The following is a 17,588-nucleotide window of genomic DNA, read 5'->3' as shown; positions in this document are numbered from 1 at the left end:
AGAAAAAAACAAATCATCTACCGGAAATGACCATCCTGGTAATGCGGGTGCAGCTTCCGCCATCTCACCACGACGATAAACTTGCGGTTGTTCGGGATTGCTTGCATGGTATACCCTAATCACTTCCTCTTTGAGTACATCCACATCCCAGACTACCAAAGTACCAGCCGCAAAATAATCACACCGCTTATTTGCCATATCTTCCTCAGCCTTATCCCCATAATCATTTTCACTTCTGACCTCAGCCGCAAACACAGGCGCACCATTGAGAAACTTTCCACCAGTAGGTTTACCAGTATAGAACGCAGCATCAGGACTCAAAGAACGACAGTGAGGAAGATTCACCAAAAAACCCACATTATCTGGCAAAGCATAGCCACTTTTAGTCAAGCGTTCATATTCACGCAGACTAGCATAAATTTCACCCCCAGCACGTCCTGGTAAAAATCCAGTTGGAGACATCAGCACCAATTTCCCATTCACAATTTCCGCCTTACAATTGTCAGGCAAGCGGTATAAATCTTCAATTGTCGCCTCAGTCTTAATACTCATAAACCACCTATACAAATTGGAGATAATTTAAATCTAACAATCTCTCCTCCTCTCTGCGTCTCTGCGCCTCTGCGTGAGTAAAATCACCCCTCAGTTCTCACAGTCAAAACCTGCGGCGGAGTAGAATCAGGAGGATACAAAAAGTCTACCCGAACTTGCCGCTTCTCCCCGGCTACCATCTTCAACCGTACCAAAGCTTCCCCTGGTTGTCCCCGTCGCTGTACTAGATGCAGATAACGCGTCTGTTCCCTAGCATTATCATCGGTGTAACCTACCCGCACCGTTCCCCGAAAAAATACCTGTTCTACTTGCGGATTTAAAAACAGCAGTCTATCTGTACCACCCTCATCTTTTAATGGTGTTTGAATTGCTACAGTTACAGTCCGAGTTTGATTGCTGGAGTTAAATAGAGGCAAACTGAGATTGTATTCTACACCATAGTTACTGTGAGCAAAGTAAGCCGTATCAGGATAACGTTTCAACATCGGCGCACTTTGAATTTGTCCTGTACTGAGGGTAATTAAATGCACAGTTCCCAAGGGGTAAGAGAATGCTTTTCCTGGTTGGGGTATTGTCAACCCAGATATACTTGGGCTGTCTGTAATTACCGCTAGCCATCGCGTACCCTCAGAGACACCAGCCACACGGCTAAATACTGTCGGTTCTCTAGGAGGGTCAAGGGGTGTAGGTATGGGGTCGCGCTTCCCTGCTAAACTACCTGTATTGAGGATTGTTTGCCACTCGGTTAAGTTAGGAGAGACATTACTATTCTTGGCTAAATTAGCCAAATACACTGGCGCACTACTCACCAAACGCATCATCACAGTGCGACCATTAGAACCAGGTGCTTGGACAGGGATGGGTAAACTAGTTAATATTTCAGTTTTTCCCGGTGCTATAACTATTTGTTCCGGAAAAATAGCTTGTCTTTTACCCTGTAAAACATCGGTCATTGTCCGACTACCAGGGCCGGAATAGACTGTACTTTGGGCATTATCCGCCATATCAGGTAAGTTGATAAACGGTGCTTCTCTGGTTAAGTAGCTGGCGGCTTGTAATACTTGCAATGTGACAGGTTGATTACCGGGATTATGTACGATTATCCCTTGGTAGACAATGCGATTTTGATTTGCTGTCTCTGCGCGGGCGATATGATGGGTGAAGATATCAAATCTGCCTTGAAAAGCATAATTTAAATGTGCATCCTGTACCTGCTTACCTTCTGGGGGGAAGGTGGAAAGTAAAATTCCTTCAGTTGTCACTAGTTCAGGACTGTTGCTGTTAAAGGTGGGAATTGTATCTAGTTTTCCCGGTAAGGAACGCACTTCTTGGGGTTGGACGGTGACACCTGCGATATATTGCGGGGGAACTGTGTAGATATTCAACGCCCGACACATCAAAGCCGCAACCTCGCCTCTAGTGCTACTTTGAAGGGGTTTTAGCTGTTTGACATTGGGGTAGTTAACCACAATACTGTTAATTGTCGCAGATGCGATCGCACTTTGGGCATAGTTAGGTATTTGTGCAGCATCATCAAAATATTGTTTTAATGTCTGCATTGGGTTAGGTAGGGAGTTATAATTTTTCGCCCCAGCCATAACACCGATAATTTGCGCCCTAGGAATTGGTTGGTTAGGTTGAAAAATTTCGTTGGGATAACCAGAAAAAAATCCTTTTTGGTAAGCTGTGATAATGGCTTTATTTGCCCAATAATTAACGGGTACATCTTTAAATGTAATAGCACTGCGCTTGATGGGTGCATTAGGGAAGGCATTGAGCATTAGTACGGCTGCTTCTGCCCGTGTTACTGTAGCGTTGGGGCGAAAACTGCCATCAGGATAGCCTGTGATTAGTTTGCGTTCTCCTAGTTGTTGGATGCAATTTTTTGCCCAATCTTTTTGGGTATCAGGGAAGGCTAGAACGGGGGAGTTTGATAAGCTGAGAATTAAGCCAATTGCTAGAGAAATATTTCTAAAGTTCATTTTTATCAGTACATATAAACACCGATAAATTATCTTTATTCTTCTGGGTTGATCTGTAGTTCGTTACAAAAAAATATATCTTTGTTTTTTGGGGGTTGCAGTAATTAACTTTCGCTGAGTGTTCTAACTGTTTTTTCTAATGATAAATCCGCCGCCATTAAATCAATCCCATCAATAACTTTACTGGGGTTGATGATTCGCAAAGCAGTAAAACATTTGTCTCGATAAGCAGGGTTATTTTGAAAAGAAGATATCGCTTTTTTTAAAGGTTCAATTACGGGATAGGCTGTCTCTGCTTTCTTAATAGCTTCTATCGGAATTGGAGACTTGAGCCTTTGGATAGCCAAATCGATTAAATCTCTCGAATCTACTGAAGAATCGTTCCATCTGTCGGAGTTGGCTAAAAGTTTTTCAGCAAAGCTATCAATTTCATTTAAGCATGGTACGGGCGACCAAGTGGGATAATCTGGTTCTCCCAATTCGATACGTCCTTCCCTAATAATTTCAAATTTTAGCAGAGTTTCATCAACCATAATGGCAAATCTTACCCCGTACTGGTCAGATTTGATTTCTCTCGGAAATTTGAGATTGTTTTGTGTATTAAATAGGGCATTATATTGATTTTCGGCTATGTTTTGTCGTAGCCATCGATAGCCAGTACCAGAAGAACAGAGAAAATCTATATCTTTGCTTAATCTATATTCGCCATGTTTTAAACTCACCAGAGTTCCGCCACCAAAGTATGCTTCAGATTCTAGTAAAAAATTAGCATTTAATTGATTAAGAACATTTAAAATTATTTGATGCAATTCCCTCTCAAACATTTGCACTCCTAACCAGGATTTATAATATTGAGCTAATTGTTGCACAAATAAAGTTTCTGTTTGGCTCAAATCACCTAAAACTCCTCGATAATGCCATCCTCGCTCATATATTTTCAGCATTTCTAAAAGAGTAAGATTTTTTATATCTTCTCTTTGCCAACATAATTTTTCTAAAAATGGTAATTGTTTTGGTATTTGAATTTGAGGTTTAATGAACATAGGTCAAAAGAACTAAATTCCTGAATAAAAACTTAGGAATTATCAGATTACCAATCTCTTTCTACTTCAATTACTTCGGTATATTCAAACTCATTGGGACTTTGCTTTACTAAAGGATATCTTTCTCCGGCTATTTCGATATAGTCTTGTTCACAGTCTGGTTTAGAGGAATAATAAATTAAGACGTATTCTCTACCAATTCTGTCTGACATTTCGGCTTCTACTTCACCCCGCCATTGAGTTTTTGTGACTAAGACGATTAACTGATTTGCTAATTTTGGTAATGTTTGAGCAATGCGGCGGCGATAGGTTTCGTCTAAACTACCAAAGGGTGAATCCATGACAATTGGGAAGGTGCTACTATCGGGTATGGTGAGGATTTTACGCTTGGCACTCCATTCTCTGACTTTATCAATAATACTGGCGATAAATGATAAACTGAGAATTTGATTTTCACCTGTGGAAGCCGCTACGGCTGCTTCTATACCAGAGGTATTTTCTATTAGTGTTAATTCATATTTATCGCTAATTGTGGGAACGTAAGGGGTGAAAGAAATAGTAGTAAATATTTCTTGTAATCTTTTTTCTAATTGTAAGCGAAATTGCTTTTCTTGGCGGTTTCTGACTTCGGTTAGGCGTTCAATGGCATCTTGAGTAGCGTTGATGCGTTTTTGTGCTAATAATTGTTTATCTTCGTTCAGCTTTTGTTTGGCAATTTGTTTAATTAAAGCATCGATTTCTGTTTTTAGCTGAGTAATTTTTTGTTGATTTGCACCTTGTTCTCGGTTAGATTCATCAATTTTGCTTTCAATTTCATCGATGCGTTTTTGCAAGTTGCTGATTTCTTCGTTGGGGTCTTTTCTCAAACGTTCTTGAATGTTATCTAATTCGCTTTCGATTTGGGAAATGTTTTGACGTAATTGATTGATTCTGGTTTGTTCTCTGTCTACTTCTTCCCAAAAAGCTGCGGCTTGTTTGTCAATTTCGTCTACTTGTGCGCTCATGCGAATTGCGGTTTCTTCTACTGATGAAGAACCTGCTTTATCTAACCACATACTTACATTAGCATGGGCATGATTCTCTGGATGTAATTCTGCACCACAAATACAACTTTGAGAGTTGAGTAATTCTGTAACAAATTCCCGCGAAATTCCAGAGGTTAACTCACCTCGCTGCTTTAGGTCATGGAGAATGGCGCGAAATTGGGCTGTTGTGTCTGATAGTAAGACAGTATAACCCCGTGAGGAAATAATTTTTTTTAGAGCTTCTTTTGTTTGTCGCCAATTATCTTGATTTAATTTCTTTTGATTTTCTAATTCTTGTCGTCTCTCTTGCAATTCTTTGGCTGCGCTGAGTTCTTGCAGGCGATTACCTGTTTCTTTTTTAAAGGTTTGTTGATATTCTAATTCTTGCTTTATTTCTGTTTGCCGGGTGTTGATTTGCTCAATTTCTTGTTCGAGTTTGGCTTGTTCTCTTAAAAGCTGTTTGATTTCTGAGTCACCAATGGCTTTTAGTTCATTCTCTAAACTTTTTTTGGCTTCTCCAAGATGTTTGATGGAACGGTTAATTACTTCTACACCTAAGAAAATTTTTGTGGCTTCCGCAATTTCTGATTTCTTATCAGAACGTACTATTTCTTCGATGCGTTCGCCGTCAAAGAAGAAGTATTGGTGTAAACTGACTGGTAAAATCTGCCCGATAATTTCTTCTGGTTGCTGGAGTGGAAAATACCACCTACCATCATCTCCAGCTACTTGCATGAGTAATTCGGTTTTACCGACTGCAAAGTCAGTTTTATTTTTATAACCGCGACATTGGCGTTTGACGTTATAGCGTTTACCTTCGTGTTCCCAGTTAATTTCTACCCAACATTCTACAGCTTGTCCTGGTTGTGCTTGGGCGATCGCTCTTTTATTGACTAATTGTTCTGTGGAGGCAAAGGCAGCACTAAACTTCTCATATAATACCCACGTAAAGGCATTTAGTAAACTGGTTTTACCTGAGCCGTTATTGCCATGAATAATTGTGGTGTTGAGAACATCTCCCCCAGAAATTATCATCTCTGGGGTTTTGCCATAAAAGGAGCGGAAGTTACACAATTTAATGGAAGTGAGCTTCATTGCACTGATCCCTTCACAATGTCTAAAATATCATCATTGATGGGGCTATTACTTTTCTTATCTAGTCTATTTTTTTCTAAATGCCATACTCGTTCTATAATTTGTCGCACCTCTGGCGGAGCATTCATAATTGGCTCTTGCACATCATCTATATTTTGCTCTGGCGACATCTTATTTTTTGCAGATCGGGTTTCTCTATTTTAACTGCCGCAATTGCTGTTTTTACATCCGTAAAGCCACTATTATGGCTATTTTTTAATTCGGCAAATTATCGCTGTTAAATTTTAAAATTTTTTGACAAAATGGTCTTTATTTTTGTTGCGGTTGCTGATATATTTGAATGATGCTGAAGTTTTTTATAATCGGACTTTTGTGATTTTAAAATTTTTGCGAATGCCCCATTATACTATTATTTATCTATTTTCTCACATAACGTACAATTGACTACAGCTTTTAGAAAAAATTTACACAGAATATGTTGGCGTTGCTGAATGGGGGATGATTTACTCGCGCATTCGCGGAGCTTCCCGCAGAGAGAAGAGAGATTTATTAACTACTTACTTATGAGAGAAAGTAGTCAATAAATCTCTTGCTGTGTAGGGTTTGGATAAGAAGGCTGTCGCACCTACGAAAAGGGCTTTTTGGCAGTTGGCGGGTAAACCACTGGTGGCAATAATCTTAACTTCGGGGTCTAGGGTTTTCAGGGTGCGGATGGTGGTTAATCCGTCCATGTTGGGCATGAGCATATCTAGTAAGACTGCGCTGATTTCTTGCTGGTATTGTGCATAAAGTGCGATCGCCTCAATACCATCGTTAGCTACAAGGGTCTTGTAGTTATAATTTTCTAAGGTTTCCTTGGTTGTTTCTTGAATTACTAATTCATCGTCTACTATCAAAATTAACTCGCCGTTACCTCTGGGCAGTTCTCCTTCTATTCTCGACTCGGCCAATGTTCCTTCTCCTATTGGCAAGTACACCTGAAATTGCGTACCTTTGCCTACTTGACTCGATACCTCCACAAAACCAGCGTGGTTTTTGACAATACCTAAAACTGTTGCTAGTCCTAGTCCTGTACCTGTCCCAAGTTCTTTAGTTGTAAAAAATGGCTCAAAAATATGCTCCAATAACTCTGGAGGAATGCCTGTTCCTGTATCAGAGACTGTAACAACGATGTAGTCTCCCAGATGAGCATCAAGGTTCATCCGGGCATAGGTTTGATCAAGGAAGCGATTTTCCGCAAAGATGGTCAATATCCCACCATTGGGCATAGCATCACGGGCGTTGACTGCGAGATTCATAAACACCTGCTCCAGTTGGGTAGGATCGGCTTTAACCATCCACAGTGTGTTAGTGGGGATATGAGTCTGAATTTCTATAGATTTGGGAAATGTCTGTTTGATAACTTTGACTAGTTCTTTGAGCAGATGTCCAGGTTGTAATAGAATCGGTTTCCCTTCTGTCCCACGGGCAAAGGTGAGAATTTGTTTGACTAAGTTAGCTCCACGCTGAGAACTATTTTCCAGTGTTTGGAATAGTTCTTGAGTCCGCGCATCAACATTTTTGCATCTGGAAGGCAGTAATTGAGCAATCATCATAATGGGAGCAAAGACATTGTTGAGGTCGTGAGCAATGCCACTTGCGAGAGTTCCTACACTCTCAAGCCTTTGAGCGCGGTAAAATTGTTGCTCTAGTTGTTTTTTCTCTGTAATATCGGTGTTTACTACTAGGATGGATTGAGGTTTTCCCGATTCATCGCGTACCAGCGTCCACCGACTCGCAACGATAATTTTTTTCCCAGTTTTGGTGATTTGCTCTAACTCACTTTGCCAAGAACCTTCCTCAATCGTTTCTTGCATACCTATTGCAAGTTGTGATGATAATCCTCGACAAAATAACTCATCAGCTTTCTTTCCCAAGCTTTCCTCTGCTGTCCAACCGTATAAGTTTTCAGCACCTCGACTCCAGAATAGGATGCGTTTTTCTAAATCTCGAACAAAAATAGCATCGGTGGCGATATCAATTAAAGCTGCTTGCTCTCGGATTATGTGTTCTGCCTGTTTGCGAGCAGTGATATCCTGATGCGCCCCAATCATACGTACCGGCTGACTATTTTTATCGTAGAAGACTTTCCCTTTGCCATTGGCCCAGTGTACTCTACCATCAGCCCAAACTACTCGAAACTCAATATCACAGATAGCTTGCTCATCAATAGCCCGCGCCATTGACTGCGCTACGAATTCACGGTCTTCTGGATGAACGAAATTCAAAAATGATGATTCAAACTTACCCTCGAATTTATCAGGATTGACATCAAATAAAGGGAACATACTCTCAGACCAGATCACCTCATTAGTTTTGAGATTCCAGTCCCAAATACCTGTGCTGCTAGCTGAGAGTGCAAGTTGCAAGCGTTGCTCGCTTTCTTGGCAAGCTACCTCAACTTTTTCGCGCTCTGCTATTTCTCCTCGTAAGCGTGTATTTGCCTGCACCAGTTCAGCAGTCCTTTCTGCTACTCGCAATTCTAATTCTGCTTCGGTTTGCTGGAGTGATGCTTCTACCTGTTGGCGTTGTCTTACGTGTTGCTGTAACTGTTCGTTGGCTTCCCTCAATTGCACTGTCTGCTCTTCTACTGTTTTTTGTAAGGCTTCCATGACTCCTAGGATTTCTGCGGGGTCAAAGATTTGTAGCAGATTAGTTTGTGTTACTAGCCCTTGGAGTTCTCCTTGCTCCCCCACTACGATGACTCGCCGCACCCCTTGCTCCTGCATCAACTGCTTCACCGTCCACAAGGACGCAGTTGAACTGACGCTGCATACCGGCTGACTCATTACTGCTTCCGCCGGAGTTTGGGCGATATCCAGTCTTTGCAACTGAAAATTTACGATGTCTCGCTCAGTTATAATCCCCACTGGTAATAGAGGGCTGCTCTTTTTTTTCTCCTGCTCTCCTGCCACAATCACTATACAACTGATGCGGCGATCGCTCATCAATTGGGCTAATTCTAACACTGATGCAGTTGGTGGCGCGTGAACTAATGTAGTTACCATCACCTCCGCCACGGTGCGAAATTTCAACAAGTGTGCTGGCTCAACCACCTGACGAATCCTGTCTTGAGTAATCAGCCCGATTAATTCTCCCTTTGTATCTACTACAGGTAAGTGACGAATCTGGTGCTGACGCATGAATAATAAAGCCGCCAGGGCATTTTCACTCTCAGTAAGTGTGAGGTTAATAACTGGTTGTGTCATCACCTCAGCGATTCTTACCTCAGATAAATTCCTCCCTAAAGCAGTCAAATGTACTACATCTTGCAGCGTGAATATTCCTACTAACCTCGTTCCCTCGACGATCAAAGCACAACTGTCGTGCTGGGGCGATATGGCATTGAATAGACTACTATCACCACCTCTTACCCGATTCATTAAACCAATTACATCAATCACCAGCGTATCTGGTGTTACAGTCCAAGGCGAATATTGAATTACTAAGTCTAGAGTCGGCAAATCAATAGCATACGGTGAATTCATTCTTCAACCGCCTGTTCAATAGAGACTTAATTTTACAAAGGAGTTATCGTTAAAAGTCTAAATAGTAAAAAAGCTGGAAGATTACGAGTATTTCACCACATAGGCTATAGTTTGCGTTTCTATCAAAGAAAATTGTGATGTTATTTTGACTATGCTCTGAAAGCAACATTTTGTAATGTACTATTGATAATACAGATTTTCTTATCAATGATATAAGTATTTACAATAATTTCCTAGCGATCGCTACCGTGAGTAATTTGTATTTTTTGTCAAATATCTAACAAGCCATATCGTTTTTGTAAAGTAAGTAGTTTTATCCTAGCTTCACCTGCGTTATCAGCTAAGTCAGCAAACTCAACAAAGCGTCTTAGTTCTTTTCTTAACAGATTGCGTTCTACTTCTATGGTTTCTCGATCTAAATCTGGTGGCAAAACAATCATATCAAATATAGTAGCTCGCTCCTTATGTGGGTGGGGGCGTAACACTCTTCCCCGTCGCTGAATGAATTGGCGAGGATTGCCAGAACTTGACAAAATTACCGCCGTTTTAATAGCTGGAATATCCACCCCTTCATCTAAACAGCGAATTGCAACTAAACCTTGTAATTCACCATTTTCAAATTGATTTCGTAAAATTTCTCTTTCTATTAAAGGTGTTCGGGCTGTGTAGGTACTGACTTTATAACCTAATTCTACCCCTAGAATTTTAGCAACAGCTTTGAGTTGTTGTAAAGATGAACGCTGCCCTGTTTCTAGAGAACCATCACTACAATAAAAAAGTGTATGGGTAGTTTCCCGACGAGTTGCCATTAATTCCCGTAGGGCATTTAATTTATTGGCTGCTGCACCAATTAATCTCGCTCTTTGCATTAATAATGGCTTTAAATCTTCGTTATCCTCAAAATTAGATGATTGCCCATTTTCTCGATCACGGTAGAGTAGAGACCTACCGATTTTTTTAGTTAGTTTTAAATAGGCAATACTTTCAGCTTCAGTTAATTCTACAAGTATGGGATAATACAAGTAATGAACCAAAGCACCCTGAGAAATTGCATCTCTCAAAGTAAACTCCGGCTGCAAAACTGTGCCAAAATAATCAAATAGAGATTGTGTACCATTATCATCAAAATATCTTTCTGGTGTAGCAGACAAAGCTAGTCTTAAACCCACACTGCGGGGTAAACTTTCTTCTAATTTAGGTGCGCCTAAATTATGAGCTTCATCACCAATAATTAAAGTTTTGACCGGAAAATACTTGAGTTGCGATTGAAACCCATCACCAATTAATGTCGAGTTAGTAGTAATCACCGTGACAAAACTTTGAGAACTAGAACGTAGATTGTAAAGTTGGGTAGAAAGTTGACTTTGCCAATTGCGGACGTTCTCAAAAGCTAAAATTGGTTGTAAATTAAACTTTTCGCATTCTCTCGCCCATTGGGTGACAAGATGGCGGTAGGGACACACCACCAATAACACTTGCAAGTTAATTTGTTTGTACAGTTCACAAGCTACAGCCAGTGCAGTGATAGTTTTACCACTACCAGTAGCCATTTTCAACGTACCTCTGCCGTTATTTGCAAACCAGTTAGTAATAGCTTGTTGCTGATACTGGCGTAATTGCAGAGATGTCGGCATTTTAGGGCATCCTGGTAATGGTTGAGTTTGGTAACTCCCCCCACCTTCCTTAACAAAGGGTAATTTCAGGCGGAAAGAGGGTAGTTGCTGCACTGGATTTAGCGTCAGGTACATAAAAATTCAAAATTCAAAATTCAAAATTCAAAATTAAAGAAATCTTGCAGATTTGGTATGAAGTGTTGGAAAGAGACAAGGTAGAAATGCTTCCTTGTCCCAGTCCCTATTTTTTATTCAGACGTAACCGCGCCAAACGCCGACGAGAGAACCTTGTACCTGGACTTGCATAGCTGAAACTTCGATGGGGTTGTATTTGGGGTTGGCGGGTTTGAGGGTGACGCGATCGCCATTTCGATAAAAACGTTTTAATGTAGTACCGTAGCCATCTACTCTGGCTGCAACAATTGTGCCATTTTTTAAATGTTCAGGTTCGGGAACTGGACGCAGAAAGACTAAATCACCGTCACTAATTAAATCTTCAATCATGCTATCCCCAGCTACCCGTAAAGCATAGGTTTGGGGTGGTAAGGTAAAATTAGAAAAATCGATATGGTCTACAGCATCAGTAAAAGGTTCTATTAAACCACCAGCCGCAATTGTGCCTAAAACCGGCACACCTTGCTTGATAGATTGTAAAACTCTAATAGTTCGCGCTTTCCCTTCAGTCCATTCTATGTATCCTTTATTGCGTAAATGTTCTAGACGACTTTGAATTGGTGCGGGCGATTTTAAATTCATCGCTTGCATCATTTGGCGAATCGAAGGAGAATGCTGATGCGTTCTGATATATTCTGCCAACCATTCATAAAGTTCTTGTTGCGCTTCTGTTAGCCTTTCCATAAAATATGAGGGAGGTAAATATAAATGTCCCTAGAACATTAGTACTATAAAAAATCATTAATCACAAGATAAAAATAAAAATAAGTAGTTGAGAAAAGAGATAAGGGATAGGGGAGAGGTGACAGGGTACAGGGGACAGGTGACAGTAAAACAACAGGTAATTAATTTTGTCTGATTAGTTTTTAAAGGTAAAAGAAAGAAGTTTGTGTTCTTTTACCTTTTGACTTTTCAAACTGCTTCTGAGAAACACAGGTGACAGAGGTTAAAACTAATGACTAATGACTCTTACCTCAGCACCGGCTAAACGCCGCGCTACCGCTAACAGCACGGGCTAACGCCCCGCTCCGCTAACAGCACTCAAAACTCAATCTGCACCTAAGAGACTGACTAATAAAGCCTTTTGGGCGTGCAATCGATTTTCTGCCTGATCCCAAACGCGTGATTGTGAACCTTCAATCACTTCTGCGGTAATTTCTTCGCCGCGATGGGCAGGTAAGCAATGTAAAACAATGGCATTTGGCTCTGCAAAGCTCAATAACTGCTCAGAAATTTGATAAGGTTGGAAAATCGGAAAGCGATCGTCTGCTTGAGCTTCTTGCCCCATACTTGCCCAAACGTCAGTGTAGAGTACGGCTGCCCCCTTAGTTGCTAACTGTGGATCATTAGTAATTAAAACTTCTGTTTTATTAGCAGCGATCGCGCGTGTTTTTTCCACAATGGTAGAATCTGGCTCATAGCCTTGAGGAGTGGCAATTCTGACATTCATCCCAGCTAAAGCACAGCCTAGCATCAAAGAATTAGCAACATTATTACCATCACCAACATAGGTTAAAGTTAACCCGGCAAGAGTGCCAAAGCATTCTTGTACTGTCAATAAATCAGCTAATATCTGGCAAGGATGTTCTAAATCAGTGAGTGCATTAATTACCGGAATCTTGGCATAGTTAGCAAAAGTTTCTAACTCCTGTTGTTCAAAGGTGCGAATTGCCAGAATATCCAGATATCGATCTAATACTCGCGCCGTATCTTGTATGGGTTCTCCCCGACTAACTTGGGTGACATTAGGATTTAGATCAATGACTTGTCCACCCAATTGATACATTGCCACAGTAAAACTAACTCGTGTGCGAGTTGAGGCTTTAGAAAACAACAACCCCAAAACTTTGTTACATCGCAACTGCAACTGTTGTGATTTCAACTGCGTTGCCAATTGCAGCAGTTCTTGAAGTTCCGTAGAATTCAAGTCTGCCAGACTTAACAAATCTCGTCCAAACAATGCTGCCATGCTTTTGATCTGTAAAGAACAATTATATGCTTCTGTTTCTTTCCCCTGCTATGTCAAAAAGAAAGGCAGAAGGCAGAAGGGGGGGAAAGCTTTTGCTACATTTATCAATTTATCAACTTTGCTGATGATTTCATCATTTCAGCACTCCTCACTCTCCACTCATTACTCACAACTAAATACTGGACAAATAATTATGTTGTGATATAATTTAAAATCGGTGAGTGCTTGAGAGTAAGCAAAAAACCTGCCAGCATAGCACAGTGGTAGTGCATCCGACTTGTAATCGGAAGGTCGTCGGTTCAAATCCGACTGCTGGCTTTGAGAGAAGCTAGGAGTGTGAATAATGGGATTGGCTGGGATACGAATTGTTTTGGTAGAACCAGCCGGCCCTTTAAATGTAGGCTCAATTGCCCGTGTGATGAAGAATTTCGGGTTAGAGCATTTAGTATTAGTTAATCCCCAATGCGATCGCCTATCGACAGAAGCGATGAGAATGGCTGTTCATGCCAAAGATATTTTAGAGTCGGCGGTAGTGGTGGACACGCTACCAGAAGCCTTGCAAGGATGTGTAAGTGCGATCGCCACCACGGGACGCGATCGCGATTTTTCAGTCCCCTTAGAAAATCCTAGAACGGCACTACCTTGGTTATTAGAACCACCCCACCAACCCGCAGCCCTGATTTTTGGCAGGGAAGATAGGGGATTAAGCAATGAAGAATTAAATTATGCCCACAGGTTCGTTCGCATTCCTAGTAGTCCCAATTATTCATCTTTGAACTTAGCTAGTGCGGTGGGTATCTGCTGTTACGAACTGGCACAACAAGCAGAATTAAACGAAACGCCAACCATCACAGTCACGGAACTAGCTCCATTAGAATTAGTCGAGACATACTATCAGCAATTAGAATCGTTACTCCTAAGCATTGGTTACCTGTATCCCCATACAGCAACCAGCCGCATGGAAAAATTCCGCCAACTATATAATCGCGCTCATCTGCAAACAAACGAAGTAGCAATGTTGCGCGGCCTGCTGCGACAGGTAGAATGGGCAATTAACAACCAAACAGATAAGTCGTCATGAACTTGGGAATTAGTCCCCAGTCCTCAGAGGTTCTTCACTGCGTGACGCTAACGCGAATAATTTTGAATTTTGAATTTTGAATTGATTAGTTCCCAATCCTCTATCAAAAGTTTAAGATTGACGCAATTATTTCCCAAATTATTTAATATGACATAAACTAAACACAAAAATGCTACTAAGTAGCCGTCATGAAACTGGGTACACCAGGATATAAGGAAAAAGGTCTAGGGACTAGGGACTAGAGGCGAGTAAAGTTTCCTTCTGCCTCCTGCCTCCTGCCTTAAACAACAAATTGAGTAAGTTACAAGGAGTGGCAGTGTCAGAGTCAGGTGACAAACTAAGAAATTTTTCGCAGCGACAACCTGTAACCCGTCGCCAGCGATCGCATAAAGTTTCAAAAGGCGAACCGAAAAAAGTTAAAGTTCCTAATCAGCAGCGTGCAGCCACAGGTGCGGCGGTCGTCACACGTTTGGATAACAACAATATTTTACCTCCCCCCATTGCTCTTGGGACGAGAAAGTCCAAACAAGGATTAATGATGCCGACTGTCGTCAAACCCATTCCTACAGCAACTAGGCAGATGCCAACGCCGTCGAGGAATGTGAAGGTAAAAACAGTACGAGTTCAGAGACAGCCGTTACCAAAAATGGGTAGACGAGTATCAAAAAAAACGCGGTTAAAGCCAATGGCTAGAGCGATTTTGTACGCCATCCGGTTATTAATTGTCGGCGTTGGCATTGGTGCTATTGTTGGTACTGTCTTATCAGTCTTAGATCCCGCAAACCACACCACTCCTACAACTTCAACTACATCTAACAATAGTGGACAAGTGCAACCAAAACCCGCCCCAACTAACTCAGCTGCTGGCTTGTACCTCTCCCAAGAAATCCCAACTTTAAAAAATGCTGTCCAAGAGTTGGCAGCAGCCAATCCCAATCTTACTCCTGGGGTTTTCCTAGTTGATTTAGATACAGGGGGATACGTAAATATTAATGCTGATAACAGCTTACCTGCGGCCAGCACCATTAAAGTCCCAGTTTTAATTGCCTTTTTCCAGGATGTAGACACTGGTAAAATTCGCCTCGATGAAATGCTGACCATGCAAAAGGAGATGATGGTTGGTGGTTCGGGAAATCTACAATCCAACCCTGCTGGAACGCAGTATTCTGCTTTAGAAGTCGCAACTAAAATGATCACCGTCAGCGACAACACCGCCACCAATATGCTGATTGCCCGATTAGGAGGGATAGAAGCAGTTAATCAGCGTTTTCAGAGTTGGGGACTCACCAGCACAGCCATTCGCAACCCATTGCCAGATTTGCAAGGCACAAACACCACCAGCCCTAAAGAATTGGGGAATCTGCTGTCTATGGTAAGTCAGGGCAAATTAGTTAGTATGCGATCGCGTGATCAAATACTTGATATAATGCGACGCACAGAACGAAATCATCTCCTACCTTCCGGCTTAGATCAAGGCGCGCGCATATATCATAAAACAGGCGATATTGGCACTGTATTAGCAGATGCTGGTATCATTGATACCCCTACTGGTAAGCGTTACATAGCTGCCGTCATGGTACAACGCCCCAACAATGACCCCCGTGCAGAAAAACTCATTAGCTCAATTTCTCGCGCCGCTTACCAAGAGTTTAGCCAAAGTCCTCCCACACCTAGCAACACCACCAGTAGCATACCCCCAACAAGCTATCAATCTCCCATCATCAATGCACCTGTATCCAGCACCCCTATTAGTGGCTATCAACCGCCTGTAGTGAATCCACAACAACAATATTACCCTCCTAGATAGGACAGTAAAGTAAGTGTGTAGTGGGATACAAGGTAGACAGGGTAGAAATTTTACTCCTAAGCCCAATTTCCAATGCCCAATTTTAAATTTTGAATTAATTATGTCTTCAACAACCCCCTCAATTCAGTTTTTTGCCGGTATTTATGAAGAACTGAGTAACGTCAGTTTACGGCGCGAAGTCCGCACTGGTAAACGCATTGTGATGATGACGTTTGAGCAATTGCAAGCATTGGAGAGATTCAACAGTTTTACAAAACAATCCTTAAATGCCTTACTTTTAACTGATGAAGAAGGTGAAATTAGTCTTACCCCATCTTCGACTCGATTCATTTTTGGGGGTGATGAAGGCGATGAACTAAGGGGAGTAGAATGCAAAGTTGAAATTGAGCGCGATGATCATTGGGAACGATTCATGCGCTTTATGCACCGTTATGCTGATGCTAATGGTATGGAATATGGGGAAAAATCGTAATTGGGCATTAGGCATTGTATTTTTCTCCCCCTGCTTCCCCTGCTTTCTTGTCCTCTGTCACCTCCCCTCCTACGCTTTCTGATACCGCATTCCTGGTAACTGTGAAACTAAACCCATTAGTTCTAACTGTAATAAAGCACTAGAAACTGAACTAGTATTCATAGCTGTTTTCTGCACAAGTGAATCAAAAGGTATCGTATCCACTGCAATTGCATCCATCACTTGTTGCAGTTCTGGTGATAGGATGGGCAACATTAACTGTTCTGGTGCTGGCGATGTGTTAACAGTGTCAATTTGTGGTATTGCTCCCAGCATTTTGAGTAATTCATCTAGTTCTTTGAGAATTAAAGATGCTCCTTGACTGATTAATTTTAAACAGCCTTGGGATGGATAATCATCTATTCTGCCAGGGAGTGCATAGACATCTCTGCCAAAATCATTCGCGTAGGTGGCTGTAATTAAAGCACCTGATTTTAACGGTGCTTCTATGACTAATATGGCGCGACTCAAACCTGCAATAATTCTATTACGACGGGGAAAATGAGTGCGATCGGGTGGAGTTTTAGCTGGGTATTCACTGACAACTAATCCAGCCGTCAAAATCTGTTTGTATAAGTCCCGATTTTTGTGAGGATAAATCACATCTACACCAGTACCAACAACGGCAATTGTTCGTCCGCCAGCTTTCATTGCTGCACTATGACCTTCCGTGTCGATTCCCTCCGCCATCCCAGACACTACCGTAAAGCCATTTTTCGCCAAAGCTGTACTAATTTGGCGAGTCCAACGAATGCCATAATCTGATGGTTGTCTAGTTCCCACAATCCCCACTAGGGGTTTTTGTCCCAGATTTTCTGATAATTCTACCTCACCCCGATAGTACAAAATCGGCGGTGGACTGGGGGTTTCTAGTAGCAACCGAGGATACTCTGCATCGGCTGGTGTCCAGAAATGGGGATTTTCTTGTTGGTGCTGGATGAGTAATTGTTGTGGATTGAGACGCGATCGCTGTTCTACCACTTTTGCTAATGTTTGTAAACCAAACCCCTCAACTTCTCCCAATTGAGCTTTAGTAGCGTTCCATGCTGTCGCTAACGTCCCAAAATGCTGCTGTAGTCGTTGCAGCAACACTGGCCCAATCCCCGAAATTTGCGCCCAAGCTAGCCAATATGCGCGTTCTTCTAACACTTTTATCTCCTCGCACCCACTTAGTTAATTGTTCCCAAATTTGGGTATTGGATGAAAAGT

General features: G+C 41.7%; 13 protein-coding genes and 1 tRNA gene. 4 read left to right on the top strand and 10 right to left on the bottom strand.

The genetic code is table 11. The features are described 5' to 3' along the window. From VB693_RS24930 to argF, 9 genes are all read right to left on the bottom strand, one after another. The coding region (locus tag VB693_RS24930; protein ID WP_323268603.1) for a Uma2 family endonuclease at window positions 1-552 on the bottom strand (552 nt) is incomplete at its 3' end. Window positions 553-635: 83 nt separating this feature from the next. After that, on the bottom strand, window positions 636-2,534 hold the full coding sequence (locus VB693_RS24925) for a DUF3370 family protein (protein ID WP_323268602.1): 1,899 nt from the start codon (window positions 2,532-2,534) through the stop codon (window positions 636-638). Window positions 2,535-2,638: 104 nt separating this feature from the next. Then, window positions 2,639-3,577: a nucleotidyl transferase AbiEii/AbiGii toxin family protein gene (locus VB693_RS24920; RefSeq protein ID WP_323268601.1), complete on the bottom strand. Its 939-nt coding sequence runs from the start codon at window positions 3,575-3,577 to the stop codon at window positions 2,639-2,641. 47 nt (window positions 3,578-3,624) lie between these two features. After that, on the bottom strand, window positions 3,625-5,697 hold the full coding sequence (locus VB693_RS24915) for an AAA family ATPase (RefSeq protein WP_323268600.1): 2,073 nt from the start codon (window positions 5,695-5,697) through the stop codon (window positions 3,625-3,627). Beyond that, window positions 5,694-5,867 carry a hypothetical protein gene (locus VB693_RS24910; RefSeq protein ID WP_323268599.1) on the bottom strand — a complete coding sequence of 58 codons (174 nt, stop codon included), beginning with the start codon at window positions 5,865-5,867 and terminating at the stop codon, window positions 5,694-5,696. The genes VB693_RS24915 and VB693_RS24910 overlap by 4 nt, the downstream gene beginning before the upstream one ends. Window positions 5,868-6,254: 387 nt before the next feature. Next, window positions 6,255-9,224, bottom strand: a complete 2,970-nt coding sequence (locus tag VB693_RS24905) for a CBS domain-containing protein (protein WP_323268598.1) — start codon at window positions 9,222-9,224, stop codon at window positions 6,255-6,257. A gap of 269 nt (window positions 9,225-9,493) precedes the next feature. Continuing rightward, entirely contained in the window at window positions 9,494-10,972 is a 1,479-nt protein-coding gene (locus VB693_RS24900; protein WP_323268597.1) for a DNA phosphorothioation system restriction enzyme, read from the bottom strand. A 117-nt stretch (window positions 10,973-11,089) separates the two neighbouring features. Then, on the bottom strand, window positions 11,090-11,695 hold the full coding sequence (gene lexA / locus VB693_RS24895; protein ID WP_323268596.1) for a transcriptional repressor LexA: 606 nt from the start codon (window positions 11,693-11,695) through the stop codon (window positions 11,090-11,092). Window positions 11,696-12,059: 364 nt separating this feature from the next. After that, entirely contained in the window at window positions 12,060-12,980 is a 921-nt protein-coding gene (gene argF, locus VB693_RS24890; protein ID WP_323268595.1) for an ornithine carbamoyltransferase, read from the bottom strand. A 246-nt stretch (window positions 12,981-13,226) separates the two neighbouring features. Here argF and VB693_RS24885 point away from each other — a divergent pair. The 4 genes from VB693_RS24885 (at window position 13,227) to psb28 (ending at window position 16,340) form a co-directional block, all read left to right on the top strand. Further along, window positions 13,227-13,298: transfer RNA gene (locus VB693_RS24885), tRNA-Thr, on the top strand. A gap of 25 nt (window positions 13,299-13,323) precedes the next feature. Beyond that, window positions 13,324-14,061 (top strand): RNA methyltransferase, encoded by a 738-nt coding sequence (locus tag VB693_RS24880; RefSeq protein ID WP_323268594.1) that lies wholly within the window; start codon window positions 13,324-13,326, stop codon window positions 14,059-14,061. A gap of 316 nt (window positions 14,062-14,377) precedes the next feature. After that, window positions 14,378-15,868 carry a serine hydrolase gene (locus tag VB693_RS24875; protein WP_323268593.1) on the top strand — a complete coding sequence of 497 codons (1,491 nt, stop codon included), beginning with the start codon at window positions 14,378-14,380 and terminating at the stop codon, window positions 15,866-15,868. Between the two features lie 100 nt (window positions 15,869-15,968). Then, window positions 15,969-16,340 (top strand): photosystem II reaction center protein Psb28, encoded by a 372-nt coding sequence (psb28, locus tag VB693_RS24870; protein ID WP_190702527.1) that lies wholly within the window; start codon window positions 15,969-15,971, stop codon window positions 16,338-16,340. Between the two features lie 69 nt (window positions 16,341-16,409). On the opposite strand, the gene dprA is transcribed toward psb28, so the two are convergent. Continuing rightward, window positions 16,410-17,528, bottom strand: a complete 1,119-nt coding sequence (gene dprA / locus VB693_RS24865; protein WP_323268592.1) for a DNA-processing protein DprA — start codon at window positions 17,526-17,528, stop codon at window positions 16,410-16,412. Window positions 17,529-17,588: the final 60 nt, after the last annotated feature.

The sequence above is a fragment of the Anabaena sp. UHCC 0399 genome, from assembly GCF_034931465.1.
In the GTDB taxonomy this organism is placed as follows: domain Bacteria; phylum Cyanobacteriota; class Cyanobacteriia; order Cyanobacteriales; family Nostocaceae; genus Trichormus; species Trichormus minutissimus.
The sequence above is the reverse complement of the archived record's forward strand: the minus strand, read 5'-3'. Positions and strand labels throughout refer to the sequence as shown.